The 26,563-nt window shown below is 53.8% G+C and carries 21 protein-coding genes, 1 pseudogene and 1 riboswitch; of the genes and pseudogenes, 19 read left to right on the top strand and 3 right to left on the bottom strand.

Translation table 11 applies throughout. From position 1 onward, the window contains the following. The first annotated feature begins 127 nt into the window (after positions 1–127). The 12 genes and pseudogenes from A8990_RS12820 (at position 128) to A8990_RS12765 (ending at position 13,607) form a co-directional block, all read left to right on the top strand. Entirely contained in the window at positions 128–1,618 is a 1,491-nt protein-coding gene (locus A8990_RS12820; RefSeq protein WP_116189437.1) for a sugar ABC transporter substrate-binding protein, read from the top strand. Positions 1,619–1,710: 92 nt separating this feature from the next. Continuing rightward, a complete protein-coding gene (locus A8990_RS12815) occupies positions 1,711–2,628 on the top strand; it encodes a carbohydrate ABC transporter permease (RefSeq protein ID WP_116189436.1) in 918 nt (305 codons plus the stop codon). A gap of 42 nt (positions 2,629–2,670) precedes the next feature. Then, positions 2,671–3,999 (top strand): carbohydrate ABC transporter permease, encoded by a 1,329-nt coding sequence (locus A8990_RS12810; RefSeq protein ID WP_116189435.1) that lies wholly within the window; start codon positions 2,671–2,673, stop codon positions 3,997–3,999. A 9-nt stretch (positions 4,000–4,008) separates the two neighbouring features. Beyond that, positions 4,009–4,785 (top strand): SDR family NAD(P)-dependent oxidoreductase, encoded by a 777-nt coding sequence (locus A8990_RS12805; protein ID WP_181909549.1) that lies wholly within the window; start codon positions 4,009–4,011, stop codon positions 4,783–4,785. 54 nt (positions 4,786–4,839) lie between these two features. Then, positions 4,840–5,973 carry a galactonate dehydratase gene (dgoD, locus tag A8990_RS12800; protein ID WP_116189433.1) on the top strand — a complete coding sequence of 378 codons (1,134 nt, stop codon included), beginning with the start codon at positions 4,840–4,842 and terminating at the stop codon, positions 5,971–5,973. Between the two features lie 647 nt (positions 5,974–6,620). Continuing rightward, complete coding sequence (locus A8990_RS12795) at positions 6,621–7,025, top strand: acyl-CoA thioesterase (RefSeq protein ID WP_116189432.1); 405 nt, start codon at positions 6,621–6,623, stop codon at positions 7,023–7,025. Positions 7,026–7,291: 266 nt separating this feature from the next. Continuing rightward, positions 7,292–7,744: pseudogene (locus A8990_RS12790) on the top strand (substrate-binding domain-containing protein); the annotation flags it as partial. 85 nt (positions 7,745–7,829) lie between these two features. Next, entirely contained in the window at positions 7,830–8,357 is a 528-nt protein-coding gene (locus A8990_RS12785; RefSeq protein ID WP_181909548.1) for a substrate-binding domain-containing protein, read from the top strand. Between the two features lie 126 nt (positions 8,358–8,483). Further along, positions 8,484–9,899, top strand: coding sequence for a class II fumarate hydratase (fumC, locus tag A8990_RS12780; protein WP_116189429.1), 1,416 nt, complete (start codon positions 8,484–8,486; stop codon positions 9,897–9,899). Positions 9,900–10,025: 126 nt separating this feature from the next. After that, positions 10,026–10,116, top strand: a riboswitch (cyclic di-GMP riboswitch). 120 nt (positions 10,117–10,236) lie between these two features. Beyond that, the gene (locus tag A8990_RS12775; RefSeq protein ID WP_116189428.1) at positions 10,237–11,775 is read left to right on the top strand and encodes a methyl-accepting chemotaxis protein; all 1,539 of its coding nucleotides are present in this window, start codon (positions 10,237–10,239) and stop codon (positions 11,773–11,775) included. A gap of 106 nt (positions 11,776–11,881) precedes the next feature. After that, positions 11,882–12,844 carry an aldolase catalytic domain-containing protein gene (locus A8990_RS12770; RefSeq protein ID WP_116189427.1) on the top strand — a complete coding sequence of 321 codons (963 nt, stop codon included), beginning with the start codon at positions 11,882–11,884 and terminating at the stop codon, positions 12,842–12,844. A 157-nt stretch (positions 12,845–13,001) separates the two neighbouring features. Next, entirely contained in the window at positions 13,002–13,607 is a 606-nt protein-coding gene (locus tag A8990_RS12765; RefSeq protein ID WP_116189426.1) for a hypothetical protein, read from the top strand. 94 nt (positions 13,608–13,701) lie between these two features. Here the strand turns inward: A8990_RS12765 and A8990_RS12760 are convergent, their stop codons facing one another. Continuing rightward, a complete protein-coding gene (locus tag A8990_RS12760; protein WP_116189425.1) occupies positions 13,702–16,629 on the bottom strand; it encodes an efflux RND transporter permease subunit in 2,928 nt (975 codons plus the stop codon). A 264-nt stretch (positions 16,630–16,893) separates the two neighbouring features. Here A8990_RS12760 and A8990_RS12755 point away from each other — a divergent pair, with 264 nt between their 5' ends. Then, a complete protein-coding gene (locus A8990_RS12755; protein ID WP_116189424.1) occupies positions 16,894–17,472 on the top strand; it encodes a TetR/AcrR family transcriptional regulator in 579 nt (192 codons plus the stop codon). Positions 17,473–18,264: 792 nt separating this feature from the next. Here the strand turns inward: A8990_RS12755 and A8990_RS12745 are convergent. After that, positions 18,265–18,567, bottom strand: a complete 303-nt coding sequence (locus tag A8990_RS12745) for a hypothetical protein (RefSeq protein ID WP_116189422.1) — start codon at positions 18,565–18,567, stop codon at positions 18,265–18,267. Positions 18,568–18,727: 160 nt separating this feature from the next. On the opposite strand from A8990_RS12745, the gene A8990_RS12740 reads away from it, so the two are divergent. The 6 genes from A8990_RS12740 (at position 18,728) to A8990_RS12715 (ending at position 25,559) form a co-directional block, all read left to right on the top strand. Further along, entirely contained in the window at positions 18,728–20,149 is a 1,422-nt protein-coding gene (locus tag A8990_RS12740; protein ID WP_116189421.1) for a VWA domain-containing protein, read from the top strand. 157 nt (positions 20,150–20,306) lie between these two features. Next, positions 20,307–21,089: a 5-oxoprolinase subunit PxpB gene (gene pxpB / locus A8990_RS12735; protein WP_181909547.1), complete on the top strand. Its 783-nt coding sequence runs from the start codon at positions 20,307–20,309 to the stop codon at positions 21,087–21,089. Continuing rightward, entirely contained in the window at positions 21,080–22,111 is a 1,032-nt protein-coding gene (locus A8990_RS12730) for a 5-oxoprolinase subunit C family protein (RefSeq protein ID WP_342772829.1), read from the top strand. Before pxpB ends, A8990_RS12730 begins: the two co-directional genes overlap by 10 nt. A gap of 23 nt (positions 22,112–22,134) precedes the next feature. After that, on the top strand, positions 22,135–22,932 hold the full coding sequence (locus tag A8990_RS12725) for a LamB/YcsF family protein (protein WP_116189418.1): 798 nt from the start codon (positions 22,135–22,137) through the stop codon (positions 22,930–22,932). Positions 22,933–22,994: 62 nt separating this feature from the next. Further along, positions 22,995–25,121 carry a putative bifunctional diguanylate cyclase/phosphodiesterase gene (locus tag A8990_RS12720; protein WP_116189417.1) on the top strand — a complete coding sequence of 709 codons (2,127 nt, stop codon included), beginning with the start codon at positions 22,995–22,997 and terminating at the stop codon, positions 25,119–25,121. A 21-nt stretch (positions 25,122–25,142) separates the two neighbouring features. Then, complete coding sequence (locus tag A8990_RS12715; RefSeq protein ID WP_116189416.1) at positions 25,143–25,559, top strand: gamma-glutamylcyclotransferase family protein; 417 nt, start codon at positions 25,143–25,145, stop codon at positions 25,557–25,559. A 14-nt stretch (positions 25,560–25,573) separates the two neighbouring features. Here A8990_RS12715 and A8990_RS12710 read toward each other — a convergent pair whose 3' ends face one another. Next, positions 25,574–26,308: a hypothetical protein gene (locus A8990_RS12710; RefSeq protein ID WP_116189415.1), complete on the bottom strand. Its 735-nt coding sequence runs from the start codon at positions 26,306–26,308 to the stop codon at positions 25,574–25,576. Positions 26,309–26,563 lie beyond the last annotated feature (255 nt).

The following is a 26,563-nucleotide window of genomic DNA, read 5'->3' as shown; positions in this document are numbered from 1 at the left end:
AAGCTCTTAATCCCGAAGTTGCTTAAAATATTGCTAACAGGATGTTAAGATATTCCATAGAAAGCGCTGCCAACAAGGGCCTATACTTGAGTTGTAAATCAGATATCCATTCGAGGGAGGCAGTCAATTGAAGAACAAGCAGAAGTTAAGAACATGGTCAAGCTTGGCAATTGTTCTCGTCTTAATGCTTATTGTTTCGGCTTGCGGGGGCGGTAATAACGGCAGCAACAATACTGGCTCAAATACAACAAACAACAGCAGCACCACAGACAATACTGCAGCGACGAACGACACTTCGAACGCGAATGCGACAACGAATGATACGACAGATAATGCAGCGACGACAGATAACGCGGCTGCAAGCGGCGGTACGGTCGAAATTACGGTTTGGGACCAGCCGAATCCGGACGATACGATGAAATCGATTAAAGAAGAAGTGTATGCCGATTTCGAAACGGCGAACCCTGGCATTAAGGTTAAGCATGAATTGATGCCGCAAGGCACGAATGACCGCGAAGTATTCGTAACGGCGATGGCAGGCGGCAACGGCCCGGATGCTTATCACGCGGCTCACTTCCCGATCATCGCGGACTGGGTAGGCCAAGGTCTTGCGCTTGACCTGACGCCATATTGGGACAGCTACGAGGACAAAGATAAATTCATCGCTTCTTCGATGCAAGCAGGTACAATCGACGGCAAAGTATACGGCATTCCGCACGATATGTATGTAACAGGCTTGTTCTGGAACAAGAAGATGTTCGAAGCGGCAGGACTTGACCGCGATACGCCTCCGGCGAACTGGGATCAGCTGGTTGAGTTCGGCCAGAAGCTGACGAATACATCCAAGAAGCAATACGGTATCACGCTGCTCGGCATGGAGTGGGCGGACTGGTGGTTCGAGTACTACGTATGGCAGGCAGGCGGCGACTTGACGCATGTCAATGACGATGGAACTGTACAACTGGCGTTTACGGAAGACCCTTCCATTAAAGCGCTGCAATTCTATAAAGATCTCAAGTGGAAATACAAAATCGTACAAAACAATGTGCTCCAAAGCTACCAAGATAATATGAACGATATTTTCCAAGGTCGAGCGGCCATGTCGAACGCAGCCTCCGGCGGTTTCGGCGACTACGTGGCACAAGGTATGGACTTGAACGATGTAGGCTTTGCACCATACCCGGTAGGTCCCGGCGGCAAAGGCCCAGGTCAAATCGGCGGTGCTTACTGGATCATCAATCCGAAGACTTCCAAAGAAAAGCAAGATGCAGCTTGGAAATATATCACGTACATGAACTCCAAAGAAGTAGCTGAGAAATATCTGACATGGCAGCAAGACAACGGTATCTTCCCGAACCTGCTGTCCGTTCGCAGCGACGTCGATCCATCGCAATTCGCGAAAGACATCTCGCCTGAGCTCGTAGCGGCAGTGAACAAAGCTGCTTCCGACACGCACCTCGAGTACTTCTTGAAAGAGCGTCTGACTCCTTACGTCGTTAAAGCGGTTCAAAAAGCGCTGACAGACGAGAAGTCCGATCCGAAGCAATTGCTCCAGGAAGCACAGGATGCAGCGCAAAAAGAAGTCGTCGATGCGTACAACGCATCTGTAAAGAAATAACGTGACCTAAGAGGAAGGCGGAGTCGATCGCCTAGCATGAAGATGCTAGTCTGATGCTCCGCCTCCGATTTCGAAAGGAGGCGTAAGTAACGTTGAAAACAGCTATAGATGCCCAGCAGCAGCCTCGGGTGAAAGTGCGGGCCCAAAACGGCTTCCGATTGAAAATCAACTGGACGGGGATAGCGTTCCTGACTCCTGCAGTTGTCTGTTTCTTGTTGTTCAAGTATTACCCGCTTATTCAAGCTGTGTATATGAGCTTTTTCGATTACAAGGTCATCAACCCGCCGGGCAAGTTCGTCTGGCTGGATAATTATAAGTACTTGTACCATTCGACCGAATTCTGGAATGCATTCAAGAACACATTCGCCTTCTTCTTTATTTACTTCGTCCTGACGTTCTGGGTTCCGATTGTACAGGCGGTGCTGCTGAACGAGATCAAGTTCGCAAGCAAGACGCTTCGCTCGCTCTACTTATTGCCGACGGCGGTTCCTGCGGTTGCCGGTTATCTGCTGTGGAAGTGGTTATACAATCCGGATTACGGCTTACTGAACTACCTGCTTCACTTCATCGGTCTTGGTCCGTACGGCTGGCTGAATGATCCTGCTACGGCGAAGTGGTCGATCGTGCTGCCAGGCGTGTTCGCGACAGGTATGGGGATGCTCATCTACTACTCCGCGCTGCAAGGCATCCCAAGCGAAAATATCGAAGCGGCGAAGATTGACGGTGCCGGGCCGTGGCGCAGAATGCGCTCCATCGTATTCCCAAGCCTGAAGTTCATTATCGGTATTCAGTTCATTTCGTTTATTTGCGGCGTCTTCCTTACTTTCGACCCGATGTATATCATGACAGGCGGCGGTCCGGCGAACAGCACGCGGACGCTTTCGATGCTCGTCTTCAACAGCTCCTTCAAAGAGTTCCGCTTCGGGGTGGCAGGCTCGATTTCATTCGTCATGTTCATCATCATTGCAATCATTACGTATGTGCAGATCAAAGTATCGAACAGGGATTAATTGCGAGGTTTGCGATATTTGCGAAGCAGGAAGGAGCATTTCATGGCTGGACGCGGACGTATTAAGGAGAAAGGCGGGCTTTCCGTCAAAATCGTCTCCTACTCGGTTGCCATATTTTTTATCCTGACATCGATCGTGCCTCTGCTCTGGATGATCAGCTCGTCGATGAAGGACAACATCTCCATCTACAAGTTCCCTCCGACATGGGTTCCAGAAGTGCCAAAGTCCGTTAGCGTGACGCTGAATTATGACGGCACGGATCTGAAGAAGGAAGATTACGAGCTGGATGCGATGGAAGCAATCTGGTTCACCTGGAAACGAATGCAGAACGAAGCTGTCGGTGCGATGAAAATTACAGGCGTCAAAGATGGCGTCGTCGTCTATAAAGCATCCATGCCTGCATATAAGTTTACGGTAGGACGATCCGAGATTGTCCCAACGATGATCGCAACCCATGCAACGATGAAGAACAAGCTGCAAAAGATTCGTGACCGCAAGCTGACGACGTTTGACTACAAAGGTGACGGCGGCGAGTACAGCGGCGATACGACAATTCCTGAAGCGCTGCCTGAGCAGGCGACCAATGCGCTCAAATGGCTGTCGGAGTCTAAAGTGGTCAAGGGCAAGGTGCTGACGATCGGCGAAGTGAAGGACTGGAAGCGGCTGTTCGACAACTACATCGTGCTGTGGGAAATGACCGGCGGCTCGGAGAGCAAGACAGGTTCGACGACGTACGGCTTCCCGCACTTCTTGATAAACAGCGTTATCGTCACAGGAGTCACCATTATTCTTCAGCTGATCATTGGCGGCACGGCAGGTTATGCGTTAGCGCATCTCGTGAAAAGCAAGATCAGCGGCTGGCTCACGCTCTTCTTCGTCGCGACGATTATGATCCCGGAGATTGCGATTCTCGTTCCGCTCTATCTGACGATGGATAAGCTGCATTTGGTCAATTCGCTGTGGGGCATTATTTTGCCGCATACCGCTTGGGGGATCGTCATCTTCCTGTTCAAAGGGTTCTTCGAGCAGCTGCCCGGCGAACTGCTGCAGGCAGGCCGAATAGACGGCGCGAATGAGCTGCGGATCTTCTATCGCATCGTGGTTCCCATGTCGGCGCCGATCTTCACCGTCGTTGCCGTTATGACGTTCATCGCGGTATGGAACGAGTTTCTGTGGCCGCTCGTCGTTGCACGGACGCAGGATGTGTGGACTTTCACCGTTGCGCTGAACGACTTCCAGCAGCGGGCAAGTCTTGGAGCCAACGTCATTATGTCGAGTCTCGTCATCGCTACAATTCCGCTTATGATTATCATTACGTCCTGTCAGAAGCTGATTGAGAAAGGCGTTTCTTTCACAGGACTCAAAGGGTAGGAGATTGCATTGGAGCGTAAAGTGGCTTTAGTAACGGGTGCAGGGCGCGGGATTGGCAGAGGGATTGCGAATTCTTTTGCCAAGGCGGGCTATGATGTGTGCGTCAACTATAACAAGAGCGCCGATCAGGCGGAGGAAGTCGTTCAGCAGCTGCGCGAGATTGGCGTGCGGGCGGAAGCGGTGCAAGCGAATATATCGGATCTGGCTCAGGTCGCTTCGCTCATTGAACAAGTGGAGAGCCGATTCGGCCGGCTCGATGTGCTCGTGAACAACTCGGGCATTACGCGGATGATGCCGTTTCTGGAGACGACGCCGGAGCTGTTCGACGAGGTCGTTCATACCGATTTTCGCGGTCTGTATTTTTGCTCGCAGCATGCGGCGCGTCTTATGGTGAAGCAGGGCACGCGAGGCGTCATCATCCATATTAGCTCGAACCATGCAGAGGGCAACTGGGCGAACTCGACGGTATACGCGGCGTCGAAGGCCGCGGTGAACAAGCTGGCGAAGAATATGGCGCTGGACCTTGCCCCTCATGGCATCCGGGTCGTCGGCATCGCTCCTGGCTATACGAAGAACAGCTGGTCGGAAGGCAATGAACGGGCACAGAAGATGATCGAGAATATATCTTCCCGTATTCCGATGGGGCGCTTCTGTACGCCGGGAGAAGTTGGCGATGCTGCGGTATTCCTGGCTTCGGACAATGCGGGCTATATGACGGGAACGACGATCTATATGGATGGCGGCGCTCTGCTGCCGGTGTGGGCGGAGACGGGAGCTAAGGGATAAACGGCGGAAGGCGAGCGGGCAAAAAAGAGACAAAGAGCAAAGGAGACTCAAGTCGTGAAAATAACAGATATGAAGCTTTACCATGTGAAGCCACGCTGGCTGTTTCTGAAGATTGAGACCGACGAGGGGATCGTCGGCTGGGGCGAGCCGATCGTAGAGGGCCGCGCGTTGACGGTTGCGACGGCAATCGAAGAGCTGAAGCGGTACCTTATCGGTGAAGATCCGCTTCGCATCGAGCACCACTGGCAAATCATGTACCGCGGGACGTTCTACCGCGGCGGCCCTGTTCTGGTCAGCGCGATCAGCGGGATCGAGCAGGCGCTGTGGGATATTAAGGGCAAGTTCTACAACTTGCCTGTGTATGAGATGCTCGGCGGCCGCGTGCGCGATAAGATCCGCATGTACTGCCACTGCGGCGGCGAGACGCCGGAGCAGTTCGCGGAGAATGCGAAGAAGCGGGTGGCGGCGGGCTTTGACGCGATCAAGACCGGCGTCGACGCGCCTGTGCGCAATGTCGACTCGCTCGCCTTCGTAGAGAGCCAAGTGAACAAATTCGCGGCAGCGCGCGAAGCGGTCGGCAGCGGCGTCGATATCGCAATCGACTTCCACGGGCGGGTAAGCCCGGCGATGGCGATCCGATTGGCGGCTGCGCTCGAGCCGTACTATCCGATGTTCATCGAAGAGCCGTGCCTGCCGGAGAACGTCGACCAATTGCTGCGCGTCGCGCAGTCGACGAGCATCCCGATCGCGACGGGCGAGCGCTTGTTCACGCGCTGGGGCTTCCGCGAAGCGCTGGAGAAAGGCGCGGTCGCGATCGTGCAGCCGGACCTGTGCCATGCGGGCGGCATCTTCGAAGGCCGCAAAATCGCGGCCATGGCGGAGACGTACTACGCGTCGATCGCGCCGCACAATCCGCTCGGCCCGATCTCGCTCGCATCGTGCTTGCAGCTGGATGCGTGCACGCCGAACTTCCTCATCCAGGAGCATCCGTCGATGATGGAGAAGTGGGACCTTGGCGAAGGGTACCTGAAGAAGCCGTTCGAGGTCATCGACGGCCATGTCGCGATCCCGCAAGGACCGGGACTCGGCATCGAAATCAACGAAGAAGCGCTCATCGAACGCAGCTTCGGCGGCGATTGGGACACGCCACGCCTGGCGTACGACGACGGCTCGTTCGCGGAGTGGTAATGGGTTTGGTCGAAGTGGAACTTGGAGTTTGGGACTTGGGGCTGCACCTTCTCTTGGGAGAGGGTGCGGCTTTTTTGACGTGGGGCTTAGGCTGACGCTTAATCCCAGTTGGTGAGAGACCGTATATGATCTCTCAGCATGAAAAAGGCGCCGGATAGCGACTGAGAGATCATATGTGATCTCTCGGTCTGGAAATTATAGCTATTATGCCAAAATCGAAACGTGTGAGAGCGTATCTGATCTCTCAACGCTAAAAAGGTGAAGTTCTTGAGCTGAGAGACCGTATGTGATCTCTCACGAGCCCGCGCCTCCCCCACCGGCCCGAAGCCTATCTGCCTATGTTGGATTTATCCACTCATTTTCGCCGAAATCGGCCGATTTGCCGAGCTATATTGGATTTATCCACTCATTTTCGGCAAATGGGCAATATTCGGCGGTTTTGAACAGAAATGAGTGAATTTTTCCACTATAGGTCGCGGAAACGTCTCAAATAGGCCTTATATGTTGGATTTATCCATTATAGAGTGAGAATTGGTGGGGGAGCCTCGTTTTGACAACATCCCCATAACTCGCTAACATGAAGGCAACGAAGCGCCGCTGCCGGGCACAAGGCCCAACAACGTGGCGGGCAAAGGAGCACTCGGACTATGGAAGCTAGGCTTGAAATCATCGTCCGTTCCACCGAAATCGATGTGAACGGTCACGTGAATAACGCCAAGTACCTCGAATACTTGGAGTGGGGAAGAGAAGAGTGGTATGAGCAGGCGGGGCTGCATTACGACGTGTTTCTTGGGATGGGCATTCAGACGGTGACGGTGAACATTAACATCAATTACCGCAAAGAGTGCAAGCAAGGCGACAGGTTGACCATATCGACAGCGACGGATCGAGTGGGGCGGAGCAGCTATGTGCTGAAGCAGCAGATCGTGAATGACCGCGGCGAGCTGTGCGCGGATGCGCTGGTGACGAGCGTCGCGATGGATGTGGATACGCGCAAGAGCCGCGAGGTACCGGAGCGGCTGCGGAAGCTTTTTGAGCTGGAACAGAGCTAGATCTTAAGGCACTGTTGAACTTTCTCTCAGAGAAATGTTCAAAGGTGTCTTTTTTATGTCTGATCTCATCCAGCGAATCGTAAATTTTTCAACTTTTCCAATAAAAAACTCCACTCTCAAAGTCTCAAAGCCGCGCATTCTTCTTACAATGAGATCAGATTTCGGATATGAGGTGAAGCACGATGACGATAACGAAGACGCATCCACTCGTTCGAATGGAGGGGATCAAGAAGCAATTCCCCGGCGTGCAAGCGCTTTCGGAAGGGCGTACGGGCATCGACCGCCACGATGGATTCGTCAACGAGATGAAAGCGAAGGATCCGAACGTGAAAATCGTCGAGATCCAATACGGCGGCGGCGACCAGTTGAAATCGACCGACTTGACGAAAGCGATTATCCAGGCGCATCCGGACATCAAAGGTATTTTCGGTTCCAACGAAGGCTCCGCGATCGGCGTCGTCAACGCCGTGACCGAGCTGAACATGCAGGGCAAAATCGTGATCATCGGCTATGACTCCGGCAAGCAGCAGATCGACGACATCAATAGCGGCGTGGAAGCGGGAGCCATCACGCAAGATCCGATCAGCATCGGCTACTTAGCCGTCAAAGCAGCGGTTGACGCGGGTAAGACAGTAGACAAGTCGATTGACACTGGCTTCAAGTATTATGACAAGACAAACGTCGATACGGCGGATATTCAAGCCCTTCTCTATCAATAATCGCACGCTGAGGTTGTTCGGATCCGAACAGCCTCTTTGCTGTTTGGAGGATTCCGGTCGGGTCTTTTCGAAAATCTCATACCATATGGAAGCGTGTTCATCCGAAACAACAGCGATTCTCAATTACATTCAAGGGACGTCCACTTCCATTGATCGCGAGAATGGCGTGCGCGACAGCCTGAATAAAGTGGAGGGCTTTCAGATTGTCGGCACGTACTATAGCGAAGGGTTGTCCGCCAAGGCCTATACGATTACAAAATCTCTCTTGCGGCAATACCCGGACCTGCAGGGCATCGTATGCTTGAACGAGCCGACAACGCTAGGCGCGGCCGAGGCGGTTCGTAGCGCCGCGAAACATCAGCAGGTGAAGCTGATCGGTTTCGACAGCTCGATGAATGAAATCAGCATGCTGGAAGACAGCATTATCCAGGCCATCATCGTGCAGAAACCATTCAACATGGGGTACCTCGCCGTCAAGACTGCCGTGCAGCTTCATCAAGGCAAGAAGGCTAACCCGCTTATCGATACGAGCTCGCAGGTGATCTGGAAGAAGACGATGTACGGCAAAGAGAATCAGAAGCTTCTGTTCCCGTTCTTGGATCAGAAGCGCTAAACAGCTGCAGGGAATCGGCAGTATTGGACAATCGGAATTAGGCAATCATGGAAGGGGCGATGCTTAGCGGCATCGCCCCTTTCATAGGTTATAGAGATGGAGCGGATTCGAAGGAGGAAACAAACGATGGATGTTCGGATGGAGCGAGACTCCATGGGCGAAATTGCCGTAGATGCAAGAAGGATGTGGGGCGCGCAGACGGAGCGCAGCCTGCACCATTTCAAGATTGGCACGGAGAAGATGCCGCGCGAGCTTATCACCGCATTCGCTTATTTGAAGAAAGCGGCAGCACTCGTCAATGGCGGACTTGGCAAGCTGGATGCCAAGAAAGCCGAAGCGATTGCGGCAGCGGCGGATGAAGTGATCGCCGGGAAGTGGCAGGAGGAGTTCCCGCTCTCCGTATGGCAGACAGGCAGCGGCACGCAGTCGAATATGAATGCGAACGAGGTCATAGCCCGCCGCGCAGCGCAGCTGCTCCAGGAGCGGGGGCAAGAGGCGGACAACTCGGTTTCGGCGGCGCAAGAGAACGGGCACTCGAACGTGCATCCGAACGACGACGTGAACCGTTCCCAGAGCTCGAACGACACGTTCCCGACGGCGATGCATATCGCCGCGCTGATCGCGGTCGAGGACACCGTTCTGCCGGCTATCGCGCAGCTGCGAGGAACGCTGGCAGAGAAGAGCAAAGCGTTCGCCGATATTATCAAGATCGGCCGCACGCATCTGCAGGACGCGACCCCGCTCACGCTGGGGCAAGAGATCAGCGGCTGGGTGCGCATGCTAGAGAAAGGCGAGCGCAATGTGAAGCACAGCCTCGAGGAGCTGCGCGAGCTTGCGATTGGCGGCACGGCTGTCGGCACGGGGCTCAACGCACCGCCGGGCTTTAGCGAGAAGGTCGCTGCCAAGATCAGCGAGCTCACAGGCAAGCCATTCACGAGCGCGCCGAACAAGTTCCAAGCGCTGACGAGCCATGACGAGATCGTCTACGTGCATGGCGCATTCAAAGCGCTGGCGGCGGATTTGATGAAGATCGCGAACGACGTTCGCTGGCTGTCGAGCGGCCCGCGCTGCGGTATCGGCGAGATCCGGATACCGGAGAACGAGCCAGGCAGCTCGATAATGCCGGGCAAAGTCAATCCGACGCAGTGCGAAGCGCTCACGATGGTCGTCTGCCAAGTGATGGGCAACGACGCGACGATTGGTTTTGCCGCAAGTCAAGGCAATTTCGAGCTGAACGTGTTCAAGCCGGTCATCATCCACAACTTCCTGCAGTCGGCGCGGCTCCTCGGCGACGCGATGCGTTCCTTCGAAGAGCATTGTGCGCGCGGCATCGAGCCGAACCGTGAAGTGATTGCCCGCCTTCTGAACGAGTCGCTCATGCTTGTCACGGCACTCAATCCGCATATCGGCTACGAGAATGCGGCTTCCATTGCGAAAGCGGCGCATAAGGAAGGGCTGACACTACGGGAAGCGGCGATTCGCAGCGGGCTCATTACGGCAGAGAAATTCGACGAAGTAGTTCGAGCGGAGGATATGGTTTAAATTGCGAGTCTAAAAACTTGCATATCCGACAAATTATTACAAAATACGCTATGTACATCCAGAAATAGGTCCCATATAATTAGCGATGTTAACTAACATGGCACACAAATCAGGCACGCTTACACCATTTGAAAAAGGCAAACCAGCAGAAATGCTGGGACGCAAAGCCGAGGCCTAAAGCATCAGTTCCTGATGCCATGGTGGACAGGTTGCCTGGTCTGAGGAGCTTATCCTTATTCGAGGATGAGCTCTTTTTTATTATCTCGCAATAAAGTTTTCACTGCTTGGCAGTAGAACTTTATTCGATTGCTCGACATTATTAGGAGGTAGCTTCATTATGCTCAAGGAAAAGAATCGAGTTATGTTGTTCATTGCAGCCGGCATTCTACTGCTATCGCTGCTAGCACATGTGCTGCAATCATTTGGATTGACCATGGCGCAAGCTCATCATGAACATATGATGAGCCTATCAAGCGGGCTTAAAGCGCTGAACACTGTTATTCTCGTGCTTCCAATTGTTTGTCTGCTTGCTGCTATCGCCTCGATGGGGCTAAACCGCGAATCAGCCTCCATTCCGCATTTCCTCACACTTTCGCTTACCTTCAGCAGTATGTCGATTATTGCCGGCGGCCAAGGCATGGTGGAGTACCATTTTTCCATCTTCATGGTGCTTGCCATTATTCTATATTATGAAATGATCTCGCTTCTTCTCATTAGCACGGTTTTGTTCGCACTCCAGCATGTGCTCGGCTTCCTTTTCTTCCCGGTGCTTGTCTACGGTACAAATGATTACGCTTTCTCGATGGTGCTGATTCATATCATCTTCGTCTTGCTGTTCATCAGTGCCGCGACTTATCAAATCGTTGCTCGCAGAGCACTGATTCGCGGGATAGAGGAGAAGCAATCCGAACGTCTCAAAGAAACGGTCACGCAGATCGTCGACAGTATCACCGAGACGTCGGACAAGGTACTGCGCAATTCGCGCGAGCTGAGCGGCAATGCGACGACGCTCAATCAGTTGGCTGAAGGCGTCATGCAAACGATGCAGCAGGTCGATCAAACGGCATATATGCAAGAGCACGGTGCGTTCACCAGCCGCAAAGTGATTGAAGAGATGCTGCGTGATATCTGCACGATCGCGGAAACGTCCGCGACGGTGTCCGACTTCTCGACTGCAGTTGCCAAAGAAGCGGATAACGGAAACGAAGCGATTCAGAAAGCCGTTATGCAGATGAGAGCAATGAATGCTGCAGTCGAGAATTCGTCGGCCAAAGTAAGGCTCCTTGGCGAGCGCTCCCAAGAGATCGACGACATTACGCGACTGATTACCGATATTGCATCGCAAACAAATTTGCTGGCACTGAATGCGGCGATTGAAGCAGCGCGTGCCGGAGAACACGGAAGGGGGTTCACCGTCGTATCGAATGAAGTACGCAAGCTGTCCGAGCAGACGAGCGAATCTGCGCAGCGAATCGCCGACCTCGTTCAAGATATTCAAGAGAACAACCGCATTTCCATCGAGGCGATGGACCAAGTTATTGCAGAGGCTCATTTCGGCAATCAAGCGGTTGCGGATGCAGGCACGGCGTTCGAGCGTATCCTTCAGTCCGTGCGGATTGTCGCTGACCAGATCCATCATATATCCGGCGCATCGCAGCAAATGTCGGCGAGTACGCAGCAGTTCAGCGTATCCATGGACGATATTTCGCGTCTGTCCACCGAATTATCGAGCAGCGTGAAAGCGGTAACGGGCAGCTCGAGCGAGCAGAATGAGCTCATCTCCAGATCGTCGGAGCTCGCATGCATGCTGGAGAAGCTGAGCGACAAGCTGGATCAGATTATCGTCAGCACGAAGCAAAATTTTCAAATCGGGTAATCGAATATTCGGGCAAATCTGACAAAATTGACTTTGCGTTCATAGCTAATATCAAGTATTATGATTAAAAAAGACATGTTCTGGCTGCAAAGGAGACTATCGTGCTATGAATGCTTCGAAAAAAAGTAACTGCAAAATCGTCGACTGTACGATCCGCGATGGCGGACTCGTTAATAACTGGGATTTCAGCGTAGAATTCGTTCAGCACTTATATAACTCGTTGAATGAAGCCGGTGTCGAGTACATGGAAATCGGCTACAAGAACTCGCCGAAGCTGCTCAAAGGTGCTGAAGATGCCGGTCCTTGGCGTTTCCTGGACGACGACTTCCTGCGTAAAGTCATTCCGCAGAAGCTGGACACGAAGCTGTCGGCACTTGTCGATATCGGCCGTGTGGATGAGAACGATATCCTGCCTCGCGAAGAGAGCATGCTTGATCTGATTCGTGTAGCTTGCTACATTCAAGACGTGCCGAAGGCGCTTGAGCTTGTGAACATTTTCCACGAGCGCGGTTACGAGACGACATTGAACATTATGGCGCTCTCCAACGTCATGGAGAACCAGCTGCTTGAAGCGTTCGAACTGATCGAAGCTAGCGTCGTTGACGTTGTTTACGTTGTAGACTCGTACGGCAGCTTGGACCCGAATGACTTCAACTACCTGGTTAGCAAATTCCAGAAGTACCTGCCAAGCAAGCGTCTTGGTGTGCACACGCACAACAACATGCAGCTGGCATTCGCGAATACGCTCATCTCCGTTGAGAAAGGCGTGGAGTTCCTCGACGCTTCCGTATACGGCATGGGCCGTGCAGCGGGAAACTGCCCGACTGAGCTGCTCGTGGCACATTTGAAGAATACGAAGTACAACGTGCGCCCGGTGCTGGACATGATCGAGAAATATATGATCCCGCTTCGTGAGAAAGAAGAGTGGGGCTATATTATCCCTTACATGATTACAGGCATGCTGGACGAGCACCCTCGCTCGGCGATGGCGCTTCGCAACTCGGCGGATAAGGATAAGGGAGTCGAGTTCTACGACAAACTGACGACGCCGGAAGTGCTGCACAAATAATCGAATGACAATGAATGGAGACGGCAGGAGGCGCAAACCTTCTGCCGTCTCTTTGTCATATGCTGGCAGGCGTATTGTAATTTGGTAGGGCTTCCATTACAATAAGTCCATTCTATACCGCGATTGGCGTTTTCGAACTTGAGAGGGAGTGGCAGAAATGGAGAATGCACTTGCGCTAATCAAGGAGCGTTTGGAAGCTCGCCAAACATTGACGGCATTGACGCCGAAACAGGCGTGGGACCAAGCGCTTGACCAAGAAATTGCGGACTTGCCGCTGGAAACAACGTTGACGTTGAGAGCTGCCGAGGCAGCTCTTATTGCCCTTCGGTCGGGGCTGCATCTGCTCAATGACAGCTTGGATGCGTCTCACTCGCAATCCCAGGAGATTGAAGATGATGCGACTGGCGCGTACTGGCACGGCATCATGCACCGGATGGAGCAGGATTATTCGAACGCAAACTACTGGTTCAGCCAAGCAGGCGCTCACCCGGCGATGGAGAAGCTGCAGGCGCGAGTGGCGGATTGGATTCAGCATAGCGTCGTGCTCGGCGATCTGCCGGACGGACGTGTACGCGATGCATTGCTTCTGATGAAGCAGCAGGTGCGCTGGAATCCGAATGCGTTCACAAGCATGGTGGCGCTGCAGGAGAGCGGGGCGATCTCGGAGGAGACGAGAAGCGCGATCGAATATGTGCAGCATTTGGAGCTGCAAGAGCTCTTCAACTATACCTACGAAGCGGCTCAGCAAGTATTGAATGCTTGATTGCCGGAATGTGCTGCAGGCATAAACAACAAGAAGGAGCTCTAGGCTGCGCGATAAGCGTGCACTAGAGCTCCTTTTGCATTTATGAATCGGGTTAGGTTAATTCCGGTGTTTGCTTGGACTTCGGTTTTGCTTCTGCCGCTGTATCTGCTTCAGCTTGGGATTGAGCTTGCGGAGCCAGCTTGCGGAACGGCCACCAGTTCGCTTCGCCGAACAGGTTCGCCAGCGCCGGAATGACAAGACCCATGAACACCGTCGCGTACAAAATAAGTCCGATGACGATGCCTGCGCCGATCTGCAGCAGCGTGTTGACGCCCGAGAGCATCAGTGCCGCGAACGTGCCGCCCATAATCACGGCTGCGGAGATAATAACGCCGCCTGTCGTCGACATGGCCTTCGTCATTGCATACGTAATGCCGCGCGGACGATACTCTTCCTTGAAGCGCGCCATCAGGAAGATGCTGTAGTCAACGCCGAGCGCTACGATGATCAGGAAGACGAAGAACGATGCGCTCCACGACAGCCCTTCCTTGCCGAGCAGATCGACGAAGATCCATTCGACGATGCCCATCGTCACAAGGAAGTTGAAGCCGAGCGACAATAGCACATAGAGCGGCGCGATAATGGAACGGAGCAGAATCATGAGCACGATGAAGATTCCGATCAGCACGAATGTGCCCGTTCTCGTAAAGTCTTTCTTCGAAATATCCTTCAACTCATTGATTTGAGCCGAAGTGCCGGAGATATAGATTTGCGCTTTGGCAATGGAGCTTCCGCCAAGGCTGCCGTGCAGTGCATCACGAATCTGTTCCACCGTCGTTAATGCTTCCTGCGAATAAGGGTTAACGGCAAGCACGATATCAAGCTTCGCTGTTTTGCCGTCTTTGGAAATATAATAATCGAGCGCTTGCTGCATCTCCGGCGTCTCGAGCGCCGCTTGCGGCAAGTTCCAGCCAGGGATTTGGCTGTCGCCGATAGATTTCTGCGCGTCACTAACGGTTGTGAGACCATTGGAAATATCAGCAAGGCCATTGGCGCCGTCCTTGAGACCGCTCGTCAGCTCTTTAAGACCGCTGCCGAGCTTCGCTGTTCCGTCGGCAGCATCGTTCTGGCCGGCCGCGAGCTGGCCGAGGCCGCTCGTGACGGATTGCACGCCGGGATTCAGCTGCGTGAAGCTCGCCGCAAGCTGGCTTGCGCCGCTCTGCAGCTGATGCAAGCCGCCTGAAAGCCCTTTTTGCTTGCCGATTAGCTGCTGCATCTCCGGTTCTTTGGCCAGGTCGGGATATTTCTTCAGCAGTGCCTGAAGGTTGCCGCTCATCGAATCCGAGACGTTCGTGCTTTGCTTCAGTCCGCTCTCCATGCCGCTTGCGCCTTGGGACGCTTGCTCCAAGCCGCCGTAAATTTGCTGCAGCCCTTTCTGTGCCTCGGTTGTTTTGGACGCCATCGTGCGAAGGCCGTCCGTCAGCTTCTGAACATCGTCTTGGCCGCTGTCGAGCGAACCGCTCGCAGATTGCAGGCCGCCGGCTACTTTGTCGACGCCGTCTTTCATCTGCTTGAGCGCGTCAGTCGTCTTGGTCAGCTGATCGGAGACAGTCAGATCCTTCAGTTGCTCGCCGAGCGGGCGAACCGCGCTGCGCACTTCCTTGACGCCGTTCAGCTTCGCGACGCTTGCGCTCGCCGTTTCGAGCGCAGCCAGCGCAGCGGGCGTGCGCATGGATTCGGACGAAGTCAGCGCGACCGACAGCGGGAACACTTCGCCGGAGCCGAAGGAATGCTCGACTTGGCGGAAGCCTTGAACCGAGCCGAGCTTCGGATCGATTTCGGCGAGGTCGTCGAAGGAGCGCTTGTTATGGTAGAGCAAGGTCAGCGGAGTCAAGAGCAGGACGGTTACAAGCAGAATGGCAACAGGTCTGCGCGCAGCGAGTGCTGCCATCCCTTTCCAAAGCTTCGATTCGCCATGTCCATGACCGACGTTTTTGGACGGCCAGAAGGTCGCTTTTCCGAAAACCATCAGTAACGCAGGCGTCAGTGTTAATCCTGCAAGAAGCGTAACGGCTACGCCAATCGCGACACCTACTGCCGATTGGTAAAGTCCGAACTGGGCGAAGCCGATCAAGAAGAACGCGACGAACACGGTGCTTGCCGAATAAGCGACCGTTTTGCCGACCGTCCGCATCGTTCTGACGAGCGCTTCGACCTTATCGCCATCATGGCCCAGCTCCTCGCGGAACCGCTGAATAAGCAGGATGCAGTAGTCGGTACCGGCTCCGAACATGACCGCAATCAGGAACGATTGGGTGAAGGAGGAAACCGGCATGCCGAGATGCGTCGCCGCCGCTACAAGCCCAGTCGTAATGACGAGCGACAGGCCGATCGTGATCAGCGGAATGAACGGTGCAACCGGCGAGCGGAACACAATGAGCAGTATAACAAGGACGAGAACGACGGTAAGCAGCTCCGTCTTCTTGAGCCCTTCCTCCGAGCTGCTCTGAAAATCTTTCCCGATCGGCGCGCTGCCCGTCAGCTCAATCTTGGTTCCGCTTGGAGCGCCATCGAGCCTCGAGGCTACAATATCGACGGCGTCTTGCGTGAGCGTGTCATTGTCCGCGCGGGTGAAGCCGACGATGACGAGCTCCGTGGTGCCGTCCTTGCTGCGGAATTTGGAGGCAAGCTCCGGCGTTTCATATGCGGACTGTACGGATTTGAAGCCTTGGTCCGCCTTCAGCTTGGAGAGTTCATCGACCTTGGACTTCAGCCAGGCGCGGTCCTGCTCCGTCAAACCATTTTTCCGTGAAAAGACGATAATGGCGCTTGATTTTACCGTAGTCTCCGGATTGATCCGCTCCAGCAGCTGCTTCGCAACGACGGATTCAGAATCGGCCGGAATGAACTTCTGCTCCGTTTGGCGGACGATGTCCTGCAAGTTCGGCAGTGTCAGCACGGAAGCGACCGTAATGACGAGCCAGCCGATAATAATCGCCCACTTCGCTTTGGCCAGTCCGCGGATTAATCGTTCTGTCATTTCATAATTCCTCCTCAAGCTTCGTACTCTCTATGTTTAGTTATAGCGCAACCGGAATTCCAAAGTCAATATTTTGTACTGTTGGTCATAATTATTTCATAAAGTGATTTCGAAGTTCATTAAGGCGTATTTCGGACTGTTGTTGAATAGTAGTGCATAGTTGATACGTAAAACTTGTACTTGTGGTCATGTAATGTTTACGGTAGATAGGGGCTATGCTACAATTAATTAGAGTAGAACGCAGATAAGACGGAGGAACGAACGATGAAGCGCGAGCTCAAGAAGGAACAGACGCGTCAGCGCATTAAAGAAGCGGCGCTCGGTTTGATCGCAGATAACGGCTATGAAGCGACGACGGTCGAGGAGATTGCGAAGCAGGCCGGCGTGGCAAAAGGAACGTTCTTCAACTATTTCTCATCGAAGGATGAGCTTATATGTGATTTGCAGGCGGTATTCGCCATTAATGAGGTAGCGAAGCTACAGGACCAGCCGGGGCCGCTCGTCCCGCGGTTTCAGCTGCTGATCTTCCAGCTTGTTCGGGAGTTCGAGCTTAGCAAGACGCTCACGCGGGCGCTCTTCCAAGCGATGTTCGGCAGCCAGCGTCAGCTGGAATCGCACAACCGCTTGCTAGACTCGCTCAAGGACGTGCTGCTTCCGCTCATCCGCCAAGGTCAGGACAACGGCGAGCTCCGCCGCGACATGCCCGCTGAGATGATCGCGCAGCAGGCGTTCCAATCCTACTTCGGCACGCTCATCATCTGGTCGATGGAGGAGAACGACGAGCCGCTCGATAACCGGATGGCGATCACGTTCGAATTGTTTTTCAAAGGCATCATCGCTTAGCAGCGGTGGTGATGTGTTGGAAGGCGCCGTCTTCATCCCTGTGGGGATGGGGGCGGTGTTTTTGTTTTGGGCGCGGGGGAGGGAAGTCTTATGAGCTAAAGAACAAAGAGTCCAAGAGCCTAAGAGCCTAACTGTTAAATAGCAATAGCAAAAGAGAGCACTCCAGGTATCTTCTTTGGCGGAAAATCGACGGAATGAAGGCAAGTGAGTCCTCTAGTTATCTACATTGGCGGAAATCCGACGGAATGGGCCAAAGAGAGTCCTCCAGGTATCTAGTATGGTGGGTATCCGGCAAAATTGGATGAAAGAGTATCCCTGAAGGATACACATCGGTGGAAAATCGGTGTCTAGGGTGAAAATGTGTCCCTGAGGGATACACATCGGTGGAAATCCGGCGATCTGAGGAAAGAAGCTGGTCTAGTGGACTACATTGGTGGAAATCCGGTCTGATGAGGGGGAAGTAGCTGGTTTGGTGGACTACATTGAAATTCATGAAGGGTACCACGTACCCTTCCTAAGCGAAAAACGAGCAAAAAAACGAAAGAGAGGTACTACGTACCTCTCTCAGAGTGTCGAGAAAGTCCAGAGGACTTTTCGGCACTTTTATTTTTATGCGGAGACTCTCATCTTCGAGAAGAAATATCGATTTAAAACGATCTGAGAACCACTTTTTCTGGCAAGAATCAGGTGGGTTTTTCTCAATTACAAAAATACAGGGTTTCTCGACAGCAAGAGAGAGGTACTACGTACTTCTCCTCTTGCACTCCCCAAACTCCGCGAGCCCCGCCCTCGCTAAAATCCTGCCAACTCCCCATCGCCCCGGATAGCTGCTGCGTGGTGCTGGACGTTGGGATGGAAGTAGCCGTATGCCTTGAACGGCTTGCCCCCGGCAGTGATTCCCGCAATTTCAACGCCGATGTGCTCGGACTCATTGAACATATGAAGCAGCGACGTCTGCGTCATTCCATCAATCTCGATATACCACAGCTTAAATCCCGTCTCGGTAACGACGACAAGCTGGGCAGCGGTGAAGGCAAGCCGCGTGGTGATCTCGTTATAAGTGATACTAAGCTCCGCCAAATGATACGTTTCCAATGCAGCAAGCCCCCTCCCATTTTCGCAAAAAATAACTTTCTCCCGATTGTAATGTCCTCCCTCTGATATTGCAACAATTGCTCGTGCCTACTCGTCGAGAGTGTATGACGCCTTTTACAAATATTGGGCGACTGAACTTGTCACTCAAGGGGGAATTGGCATGCAACAAGCGAAGCGATTCAAGCTCAAGAGAGAAAGAAAACAGAAGCGCACAGCCAAGCTCAAAGCAGGACTTTTACTGGCAGCCGCACTCATGACGATTTTGGCAGGATGCTCCTCAAACAACGAGTCCAATCAAGCTGGCGACAACTCCTCATCTAACACATCGAACTCAGCGGCCACCGATGATTCAGCAGGCAATGCAGCCAGCTCCGCACCTGGGGACAAAGGCAGCTCAGAAAGCGCGGCCGACAGCAGCAGTGACAGTGCCTCGAACAGCGGCACCAGCACATCAGACAGCACAGCCTCTCCCGAAAAACCTGCAGCAGACGGCGATGAAAGTGCAGACACAGGTTCGCATGACGCGGATGGTAACTCGCAGTACGACAGCTCGCAGCCAGGCCAGCTAACTGCCGGGGAGTGGGATGACCTGAATGAATGGAAGAAGTGGCAGCGACTTCTCCAGGGCAATGAGGTTGCGGACAACGAGACGTACTGGTCGATGTTTCCGAAGAATCGGCTGGAAGTGATCGTAACTGGTGACGGCAAGCCGGTTCCTGACGCGTATGTAACCGTCCTCGATGAAGGCGGCGATACAGTATGGGAAGCGCGCACGAATATGGACGGAGAGGCGTATGCCTGGGCAGGGATGTTCGATGAGCAGGGGACAGCGGAAACGTATGAGGTTTTGGTGGAGTACGGCGACAGCGAGAAGCGGTACGAGAATGTGCCAATTCCAAGAGATTCAGCTTTGAAAATCGATCTCGACACGCCAGCGAAAATCCCGACAGCGCTCGATCTAATGCTCGTCGTCGATACGACAGGGTCAATGCAGGATGAGCTGAATTATCTGACAACCGAGTTGAAGGACGTCGTCGAGCGAGTCGGCAAAGACAACGGTCAGAAGCTGGATATTCGGGTCAGCGCGAACTTTTATCGGGATAAGAACGATTCGTATGTCGTGCGGGATTTTCCATTCACGAAGGATATCGATGAAGTGGTGAAGCAGCTTGGGCAGCAAAAGGCAGCTGGCGGCGGCGATTTTCCGGAAGCCGTCGATCAAGCGCTGGAAAATGCCATTAATGAACATAAGTGGAGCGACGATGCTAGAGCACGTCTGTTGTTCCTCGTCATGGATGCTCCGCCGCACCATGATCGCAAAGTGACGAAGCATATGCATGAGCTGATCGAGACAGCTGCTGCAGAAGGCATCCGTATTATTCCGGTCGCTTCAAGCGGCGTAGATGCCGCCACAGAGTATCTGATGAGGTTTATTGCGGCTGCAACGGGTGGAACTTATTTATTCCTGACGGATCACAGCGGCATCGGGAACGAGCATTTGAAGCCGGCAGTCGGCGAATATGAAGTGAAAGCGATGAACGATTTGCTTGTTGATGTGATTAATCGATATTCGTCACAGTAGAAGGTCTTCTTTTGTCGGAAAATGTTTTGGGAAACAGATGAGAAGGTGCTGGACAAAAAGGGCTAGGATAGTACAAACTAGAGGATAATGAGATAGGCGGAATTACCTTCCAGTTTATAAATACAATGTAGAATTCTTGGGAAAAATGGTGAATTTTGTGAAATCTGCGGATGGATGGGCATTCAGCATTGCACCGCTTGGCGATCGCGCGCTTGTCGTTCAGCTGCCGCCGCAGGGTGAGAATCAGCCCGCTTGGCAGGTCAGCGCAGAGTTGGCGAAGCTGCTTCGAGCCGCAAAGCGAAGCTGGATCATTGATGTTGTCCCAGCCTATACAACGGTCACTGTTGTGTACGATCCGCTGCTGCTCTATCAAACCGCTTCCGCTGGTGTGCTTTTGTTTGAAGTGGCGGCCGCTGAGGTGAGGGCGATTTTGCAGCAGCTGCATGAGCATCAGCACCGGCATCAGATAAATCAGCAGGAACAACTGCCCAAGTATGCGGGGGTACTTCACCAAGAACCTCGCGTCATTGAGATTCCCGTTTGTTATGGCAGTTCATATGGACCAGACCTGCCGCAATGCGCGGAGCGAGCTGGGATGAGCGAGGCAGCGTTCATCAGGAGGCATGCCGAGGCGGAATACCGCGTGGCCATGATTGGCTTTATGCCGGGCTTCCCGTATTTGACGGGATTGCCGCCTGAACTTAGCCAGCCTCGCCGATCTTCGCCGCGAAGCATCGTTCCGGCAGGGGCTGTCGGCATCGCAGGCGGACAGACGGGCGTATACCCGCTGGCTACACCTGGAGGCTGGCAGTTGATTGGCCGCACGCCGCTCGCTTTGTTTGATCCGAAACGTGCGGAGCCGATTTTGCTTCGAGCGGGGGATCATGTTCGATTCGTCCCTATCAATGAAACTGAAACGAATCTGGGAGAATGGCAATGAGTTTAACCGTCATAAAGCCTGGCTTTCATACGACCGTTCAAGATTTAGGACGTCCCGGCTGGCGCCATGGAGGCATTCCAGAGGGTGGAGCGATGGACAGCATCGCGCTGCGAATCGCGAACCTGCTCGCCCGCAACGCTCAAGGCGCAGCGGCGCTTGAGCTGACGCTAACCGGCCCGCAGCTGCGGCTCGAGCAGGATACGCTGCTCGCGGTGACCGGCGCGGAGATGGCGCCGACGCTTGACGACGAGCCGATCCCGCAGTGGCGGCCGATATGGGCAGCCGCAGGCGCGGTTCTCGCGTTCGGCCAAGCGGCCAGCGGCTGCCGCGCCTACGTCGCCGTTGCCGGCGGCATTGACGCGGCGCCGGCGCTCGGCAGCCGCAGCACGGACACGCGCGCCGGAATCGGCGGCATCGCGGGCCGCCCGCTGCGCCGCGGCGACGCGCTCCCCTGCGGCAGTGGCGCAGGCGCCGCCAAGGCCTGGGGCAGCCGCCCGAAATGGGCGGCCCCGGCCTGGTTCGCGGCTCCGCCGCGAACGCTGCTGGCTTCGCGCAGCAGCAGCGGCAGCACCGCTGGCACCACGGTGCTTCGCGTGGTGCCTGGCGCCGAGTACGGGCAATTTCGCGAAGCGGCCCGTACGGCGTTCATGCGGGAGCGCTATCGCGTGGCTCCCGCCTCAGACCGGATGGGGGTCCGCCTCGACGGCCCCCCGCTTGAAACCTCGGACAGCGCGGAACTGCTGTCCCATGGCGTCATCGCCGGTACGATCCAGGTGCCGCACGGCGGGACGCCGATCATCTTAGCCGCCGATTGCCAGACGACCGGCGGCTATCCGAAGATCGCACATGTCATCAGCGCCGATTTGCCTGTGCTTGCGCAGTGCAGTCCCGGCGACTGGCTGACCTTTACAGAAGTGACATCAGGTGAGGCGCAACGAATTCTGCTGGACCAAGAACGCGAGATGCGGGTGCTCGCCGCAGCTATTCGGCTGAGCAGTCCGTTTTCAATGAATTTGAGGTAAAGAATGGAGCGCCGAAAGCCGATATGACTATTAATACAGGACCTTTTCAAGCGAAGAGAAGCATTGATCTGAATTGTGATTTTGGCGAAGGCTATGGCACATATACGTTTGGTCAGGATGCTGCGCTCTTGCAGCATGTGACCTCCGTGAATATCGCCTGCGGCTTCCATGCCGGCGATCCCCATACGATGCGCGAAGCGATGCAGCTTGCAGCTGTTGCAGGCGTTGCCATCGGCGCGCATCCGGGATTGCCTGACCGGCTCGGCTTCGGCCGCCGGGAGATGGCGGTGAGCCCGCAGGAGGTCTACGATTTCACCCTTTACCAAATCGGGGCGCTGCAAGCTTTCGTTCAGAGCATCGCCGGCAGCACGCTGCGACACGTGAAGCCGCATGGCGCGTTATATCATATGGCCGGCCGCAACCCTGCCCTTGCGGAGGCATTCGTACGCGCCGTTAAGTCATTCGATGCATCGTTACTGATAATCGGGCAATGGGGAAGTGAGCTGCTGACGGCGGCGGACAAGCAGGGGATGCTTCGAGCATCAGAAGTTTTTGCAGACCGCAGCTATCAACCGGATGGCCGGTTGACGCCAAGAGACAAGCCAGGCGCGTTGCTGACGACGCCGGAGGCTGCATTGGCGCAGACGCTCGCCATCGTTACCCAAGGCAAGGTTATTACAACATCAGGCCAAGAGACGACTGTTCAGGGAGACACGGTCTGCCTGCACGGTGACGGTCCGCATGCTGCGGAGTTTGCCGCAATGCTGCGTCAAGGCTTGGAGGCTGCTGGTGTTGAGCTTCGGCCGCCGCATGCCTATTAAGATCATCTATCATTCGCGCTAGACATGCAGACAGCAGTGGCTTTTTGTTGAAGGAGGACATCATGTCAATAAAACGGGCGGAAAAAATAACGATGTGGACCGTATTGGTCGCCATCATCAGCTTTATTATTATGCGTTGCTTTCATCGTGAGCTCTATCTGATGATCCCAGAACGGACCTATTTATTCGTCCATTCCGGCATCGAGTTTATCGATTTTGCGGTCAGCTTCACGATGCTTGTACTCGGCTGGTTATTTTTCGCCAAATCTTTATCGAAGCATCGGCTGTACACAGCCGCATTGTTTAGTGCGATAGGATTATTCGATCTGCTGCACGCGCTGACCGCGAAAGGCATGCCTTTCTACATGGCAGCAGGGGAGACCACTCTCTCGTCGCTGTTTGCCGTTACGGGTCGGTTATTCGGTGCGGTCGGTTTGTTTGTTATTTTCCGCAAAGCGGACATGTCAATTCCAGCTTCCAGACGGCTCCCAGCCTTCATTATTGCGCTTGGGATCGCAGCGACGCTGGCTGTTTGCTATTTTACGATTGCGGATCAGCCGTCAGTTCCAGTGCTTACTGGCAATTCGATAGCTTTGCTGCGCATACTTGTTCACTTCGTCATTATTTTCTCCTACATAAGCACGATCACGATGGTGCTGTATTTACATCGGACGGAGCGCCCGCAGGCACTTCTAACGATTATACAGGCACTCGTGTTCTTTACGATTGCGAACTTGCAATTCGTGCTTGGCTCTGATTTTCATGATAGTGATTTGGTACTCGCTCATCTTTATAAGCTTGCAGGCTACTACTCTCTAATGAAGGGGATCTATTACGTAACGATCTACGAGCCTTTCAAGCAGCAGAAGCGGACGGAATCCCGCATTAATTACTTGGCCTATCACGATGAATTGACTGGCTTATCCAATCGGCGTTTGCTAAAGGAGAAGCTTGATGAAGAATTGGCGCTCGCGCGCATGAACGAAAGCCAGCTGGCTGTTTTCCTGTTCGATATCGACCGCTTTAAGAACGTCAACGATGCGCTCGGTCATTCCTTCGGGGATCAGATGCTTCAGGCGGTATCCGAACGATTGCGCTATGCAGTGGGGAAGACGAACCATCTGTTCCGGATGGGCGGAGATGAATTTGTGATGCTCATGCCGGACGTGAAGGAAACGGGAGATGAACGCGTAGAGAAGCAGGCGAAGGCGATCATGGGGCTGTTCGATGCACCGTTCTTGCTTGGCGACGCCGAGTATCATATTACGATCAGCCTTGGTATTTCCTTCTTCCCGAAGGATGGAGACAGTGTCGAAGTGCTGCTGAAGAACGCGGATACGGCGATGTATAGTGCTAAGGCGCATCGTAATGAGTTCTCGGCATACGTGCCTGAGATGAACCAGAAGGCGCATGACAGACTGCGTCTGGAGAGCGATCTGCGCAAAGCGATTGAACAGGAGCAATTTACGTTGGCGTACCAGCCGCTCGTTAATCTGAGTACAGGTAAAGTGGTAGGTGTCGAGGCGCTAGTTCGTTGGAATCACCCAAAGCGCGGCCTGCTGCCGCCAGGCGATTTCATCCATCTTACGGAGGAGAATGGTCTCATCCTTCAACTCGGCGAGTGGGTGCTGCGGGCAGCATGTAAGCAGAACGTTACTTGGCAGGAGGCCGGGCTTCCTGCGATGATGATGTCCGTTAACTTGTCGATGCGGCAGTTCAGGCAGCATCAGCTCGCGGAGCGGATCAAAGATATATTGGTGCAGACCGGCATGCCGCCGCAGTATCTTGAGCTGGAGATCACGGAAAGCATGACAAGTGATGTGGAGTTTGCCGCTGAGACGCTCACGAGCTTGAAGGAGCTTGGCGTTCAGATTAGTATCGATGATTTCGGTACAGGCTACAGCTCGCTTGTCTCCTTGAAACGGTTCCCGATCGATAAGCTGAAGATTGACCGCTCGTTTGTCGGTGATCTGTCGCAGGGCGGCAGTGATGCTGCGATCGTATCGACGATTACGACAATGGCGAAGAACTTGAAGCTGAAGGTTACCGCTGAAGGCGTCGAAAATGACGAGCAAATTCAATTCCTGCGCGACCGCAATTGCGAGGAAGCGCAAGGATTTTACTTTACGAAGCCGATTCCGGCGAACTTGTTTGAGAATTGGTTCAGGCACCGCAGTCAGTCCGCATAACTTGAAGTTTAGGAGCTTTGGATGATGCAGGAGCGGCTTACGACGGTTTTTATTTACGGCTCTTTACTTCCTGGACATAGCAATCATCACGTTGCGGCGGATTATATCCGCTCTACGCGTTCTGGTGTCATTCGGGGGCGGCTCGTTGACTACGGGCCGTATCCGGCTTTACATCGTGATGAAGAGACGCGTGAACGCAATCTTGTTGTTCGTGGGTTGTGGGTGGAAGTGAATGAATTCGGCTTGAAACGGATGGATGATCTGGAGCAGTTTATCGGCATCGAAGAGGAGAACGATTACGACCGGGTCTGGGTACAGGATGTGGATTCGTCTGAGACAAGCGGCTGGGTGTATGTATGGGATTCGCCGCGTGGCTGCCCTGCAATTGAGGAGCCGTATTGGCCGGACTTCTTAGCCCGGAAGTCAAGGGAGATCTGACGCGGCGTTCGTTCTTAGTCGTTGCCGGAAGGCGAAGTCATCGTTATACGTATGGTTGCACTACGCTCAGCAGCGCTGCTGAGCGTTTTTACGTTGTTCATCGTATGGATGATTCCGAAAGCCAGCACCACGCAGGCCATCGTATAGATAACGAGTTTCTTCACTTTATGGATCATCGCTGTTCCGTCATCGCGGTGGATCGTTCTGCGGCGAATCGATTGGCGCCAAATGAGCAGTGCCGGGGAAGCCAGGATGAGCAATCCGACGAGCAGCGTCAGCTGGCGGTATTCCATGCCGATCGGGAACACGTTTATCGAAGCGTAGATTAGCGCCTCAACGACGAATGCCTGAATCGGTACCACGAGTGCAACTTCCGATGCAGCGCGGCGTTTCGTGCGGTTTGCGGCCTCCTCACGGTGCTTCGGCTGCAGATGGGTTAACTCCAGCAGGCGAGGTACAGAGAAGAATGCGATGGCTGCAGACGGTAATGCAATCAGTGTGACGAATAACAACAGATTATCAAGCACGAACCATTCCCGGTATGAGTATGTCGCGATGAGAAGTATCATTTTGCCGATCGCAAGCAGGGTCATCGTTGCAAGTAAGACGAGCGTAACAAGGGCGGTACGTTTCAAGCTTTCCATCGTCTTGCGGAAAGCGAGACTGCCAGAGGCAAGTCCGGCGAATAACGCTAACAGTAACAGTAAAATAACAAGTACAGCATTGGTCACATATACGTTCTCGGACATGATAATTTCCTCCTTCTTCACGAGTTCTTCCGTTATTTAGTGTACATGGAAGCGGCAATTACCGTGAATTGGCTGGGGTCTAGTTTCCAAGCTGGACGTAAGTCCAGTTGTGATTAGGATGTAAATGTTTTCGTAACGCTTTCAATGAGGTGCACACAAACAAGACACGTCCAAAAGTCCTTATTCTTATTGTATCACGAAGAAGCCGAATCAAGCATGCGGTACACATAAAAATCAAAAAGACTGCCGCATAAA

It is taken from the genome of Paenibacillus taihuensis, assembly GCF_003386535.1.
In the GTDB taxonomy this organism is placed as follows: domain Bacteria; phylum Bacillota; class Bacilli; order Paenibacillales; family Paenibacillaceae; genus Paenibacillus_Z; species Paenibacillus_Z taihuensis.
This window is presented reverse-complemented; position numbering and strand designations above follow the sequence as displayed.

Bases quoted from the DNA above. Each gene is read 5' to 3' on its own strand.
- fumC (WP_116189429.1), top strand. From the start codon at position 8,484: ATGGATGTTCGGATGGAGCGAGACTCCATGGGCGAAATTGCCGTAGAT.
- A8990_RS12715 (WP_116189416.1), top strand. From the start codon at position 25,143: ATGATGCAGGAGCGGCTTACGACGGTTTTTATTTACGGCTCTTTACTT.
- A8990_RS12770 (WP_116189427.1), top strand. From the start codon at position 11,882: ATGAATGCTTCGAAAAAAAGTAACTGCAAAATCGTCGACTGTACGATC.
- A8990_RS12785 (WP_181909548.1), top strand. From the start codon at position 7,830: ATGGAAGCGTGTTCATCCGAAACAACAGCGATTCTCAATTACATTCAA.
- A8990_RS12765 (WP_116189426.1), top strand. From the start codon at position 13,002: ATGGAGAATGCACTTGCGCTAATCAAGGAGCGTTTGGAAGCTCGCCAA.
- A8990_RS12775 (WP_116189428.1), top strand. From the start codon at position 10,237: ATGCTCAAGGAAAAGAATCGAGTTATGTTGTTCATTGCAGCCGGCATT.
- A8990_RS12730 (WP_342772829.1), top strand. From the start codon at position 21,080: ATGGCAATGAGTTTAACCGTCATAAAGCCTGGCTTTCATACGACCGTT.
- A8990_RS12795 (WP_116189432.1), top strand. From the start codon at position 6,621: ATGGAAGCTAGGCTTGAAATCATCGTCCGTTCCACCGAAATCGATGTG.
- A8990_RS12755 (WP_116189424.1), top strand. From the start codon at position 16,894: ATGAAGCGCGAGCTCAAGAAGGAACAGACGCGTCAGCGCATTAAAGAA.
- A8990_RS12725 (WP_116189418.1), top strand. From the start codon at position 22,135: ATGACTATTAATACAGGACCTTTTCAAGCGAAGAGAAGCATTGATCTG.
- A8990_RS12710 (WP_116189415.1), bottom strand. From the start codon at position 26,308: ATGTCCGAGAACGTATATGTGACCAATGCTGTACTTGTTATTTTACTG.
- A8990_RS12810 (WP_116189435.1), top strand. From the start codon at position 2,671: ATGGCTGGACGCGGACGTATTAAGGAGAAAGGCGGGCTTTCCGTCAAA.
- A8990_RS12740 (WP_116189421.1), top strand. From the start codon at position 18,728: ATGCAACAAGCGAAGCGATTCAAGCTCAAGAGAGAAAGAAAACAGAAG.
- A8990_RS12760 (WP_116189425.1), bottom strand. From the start codon at position 16,629: ATGACAGAACGATTAATCCGCGGACTGGCCAAAGCGAAGTGGGCGATT.
- A8990_RS12720 (WP_116189417.1), top strand. From the start codon at position 22,995: ATGTCAATAAAACGGGCGGAAAAAATAACGATGTGGACCGTATTGGTC.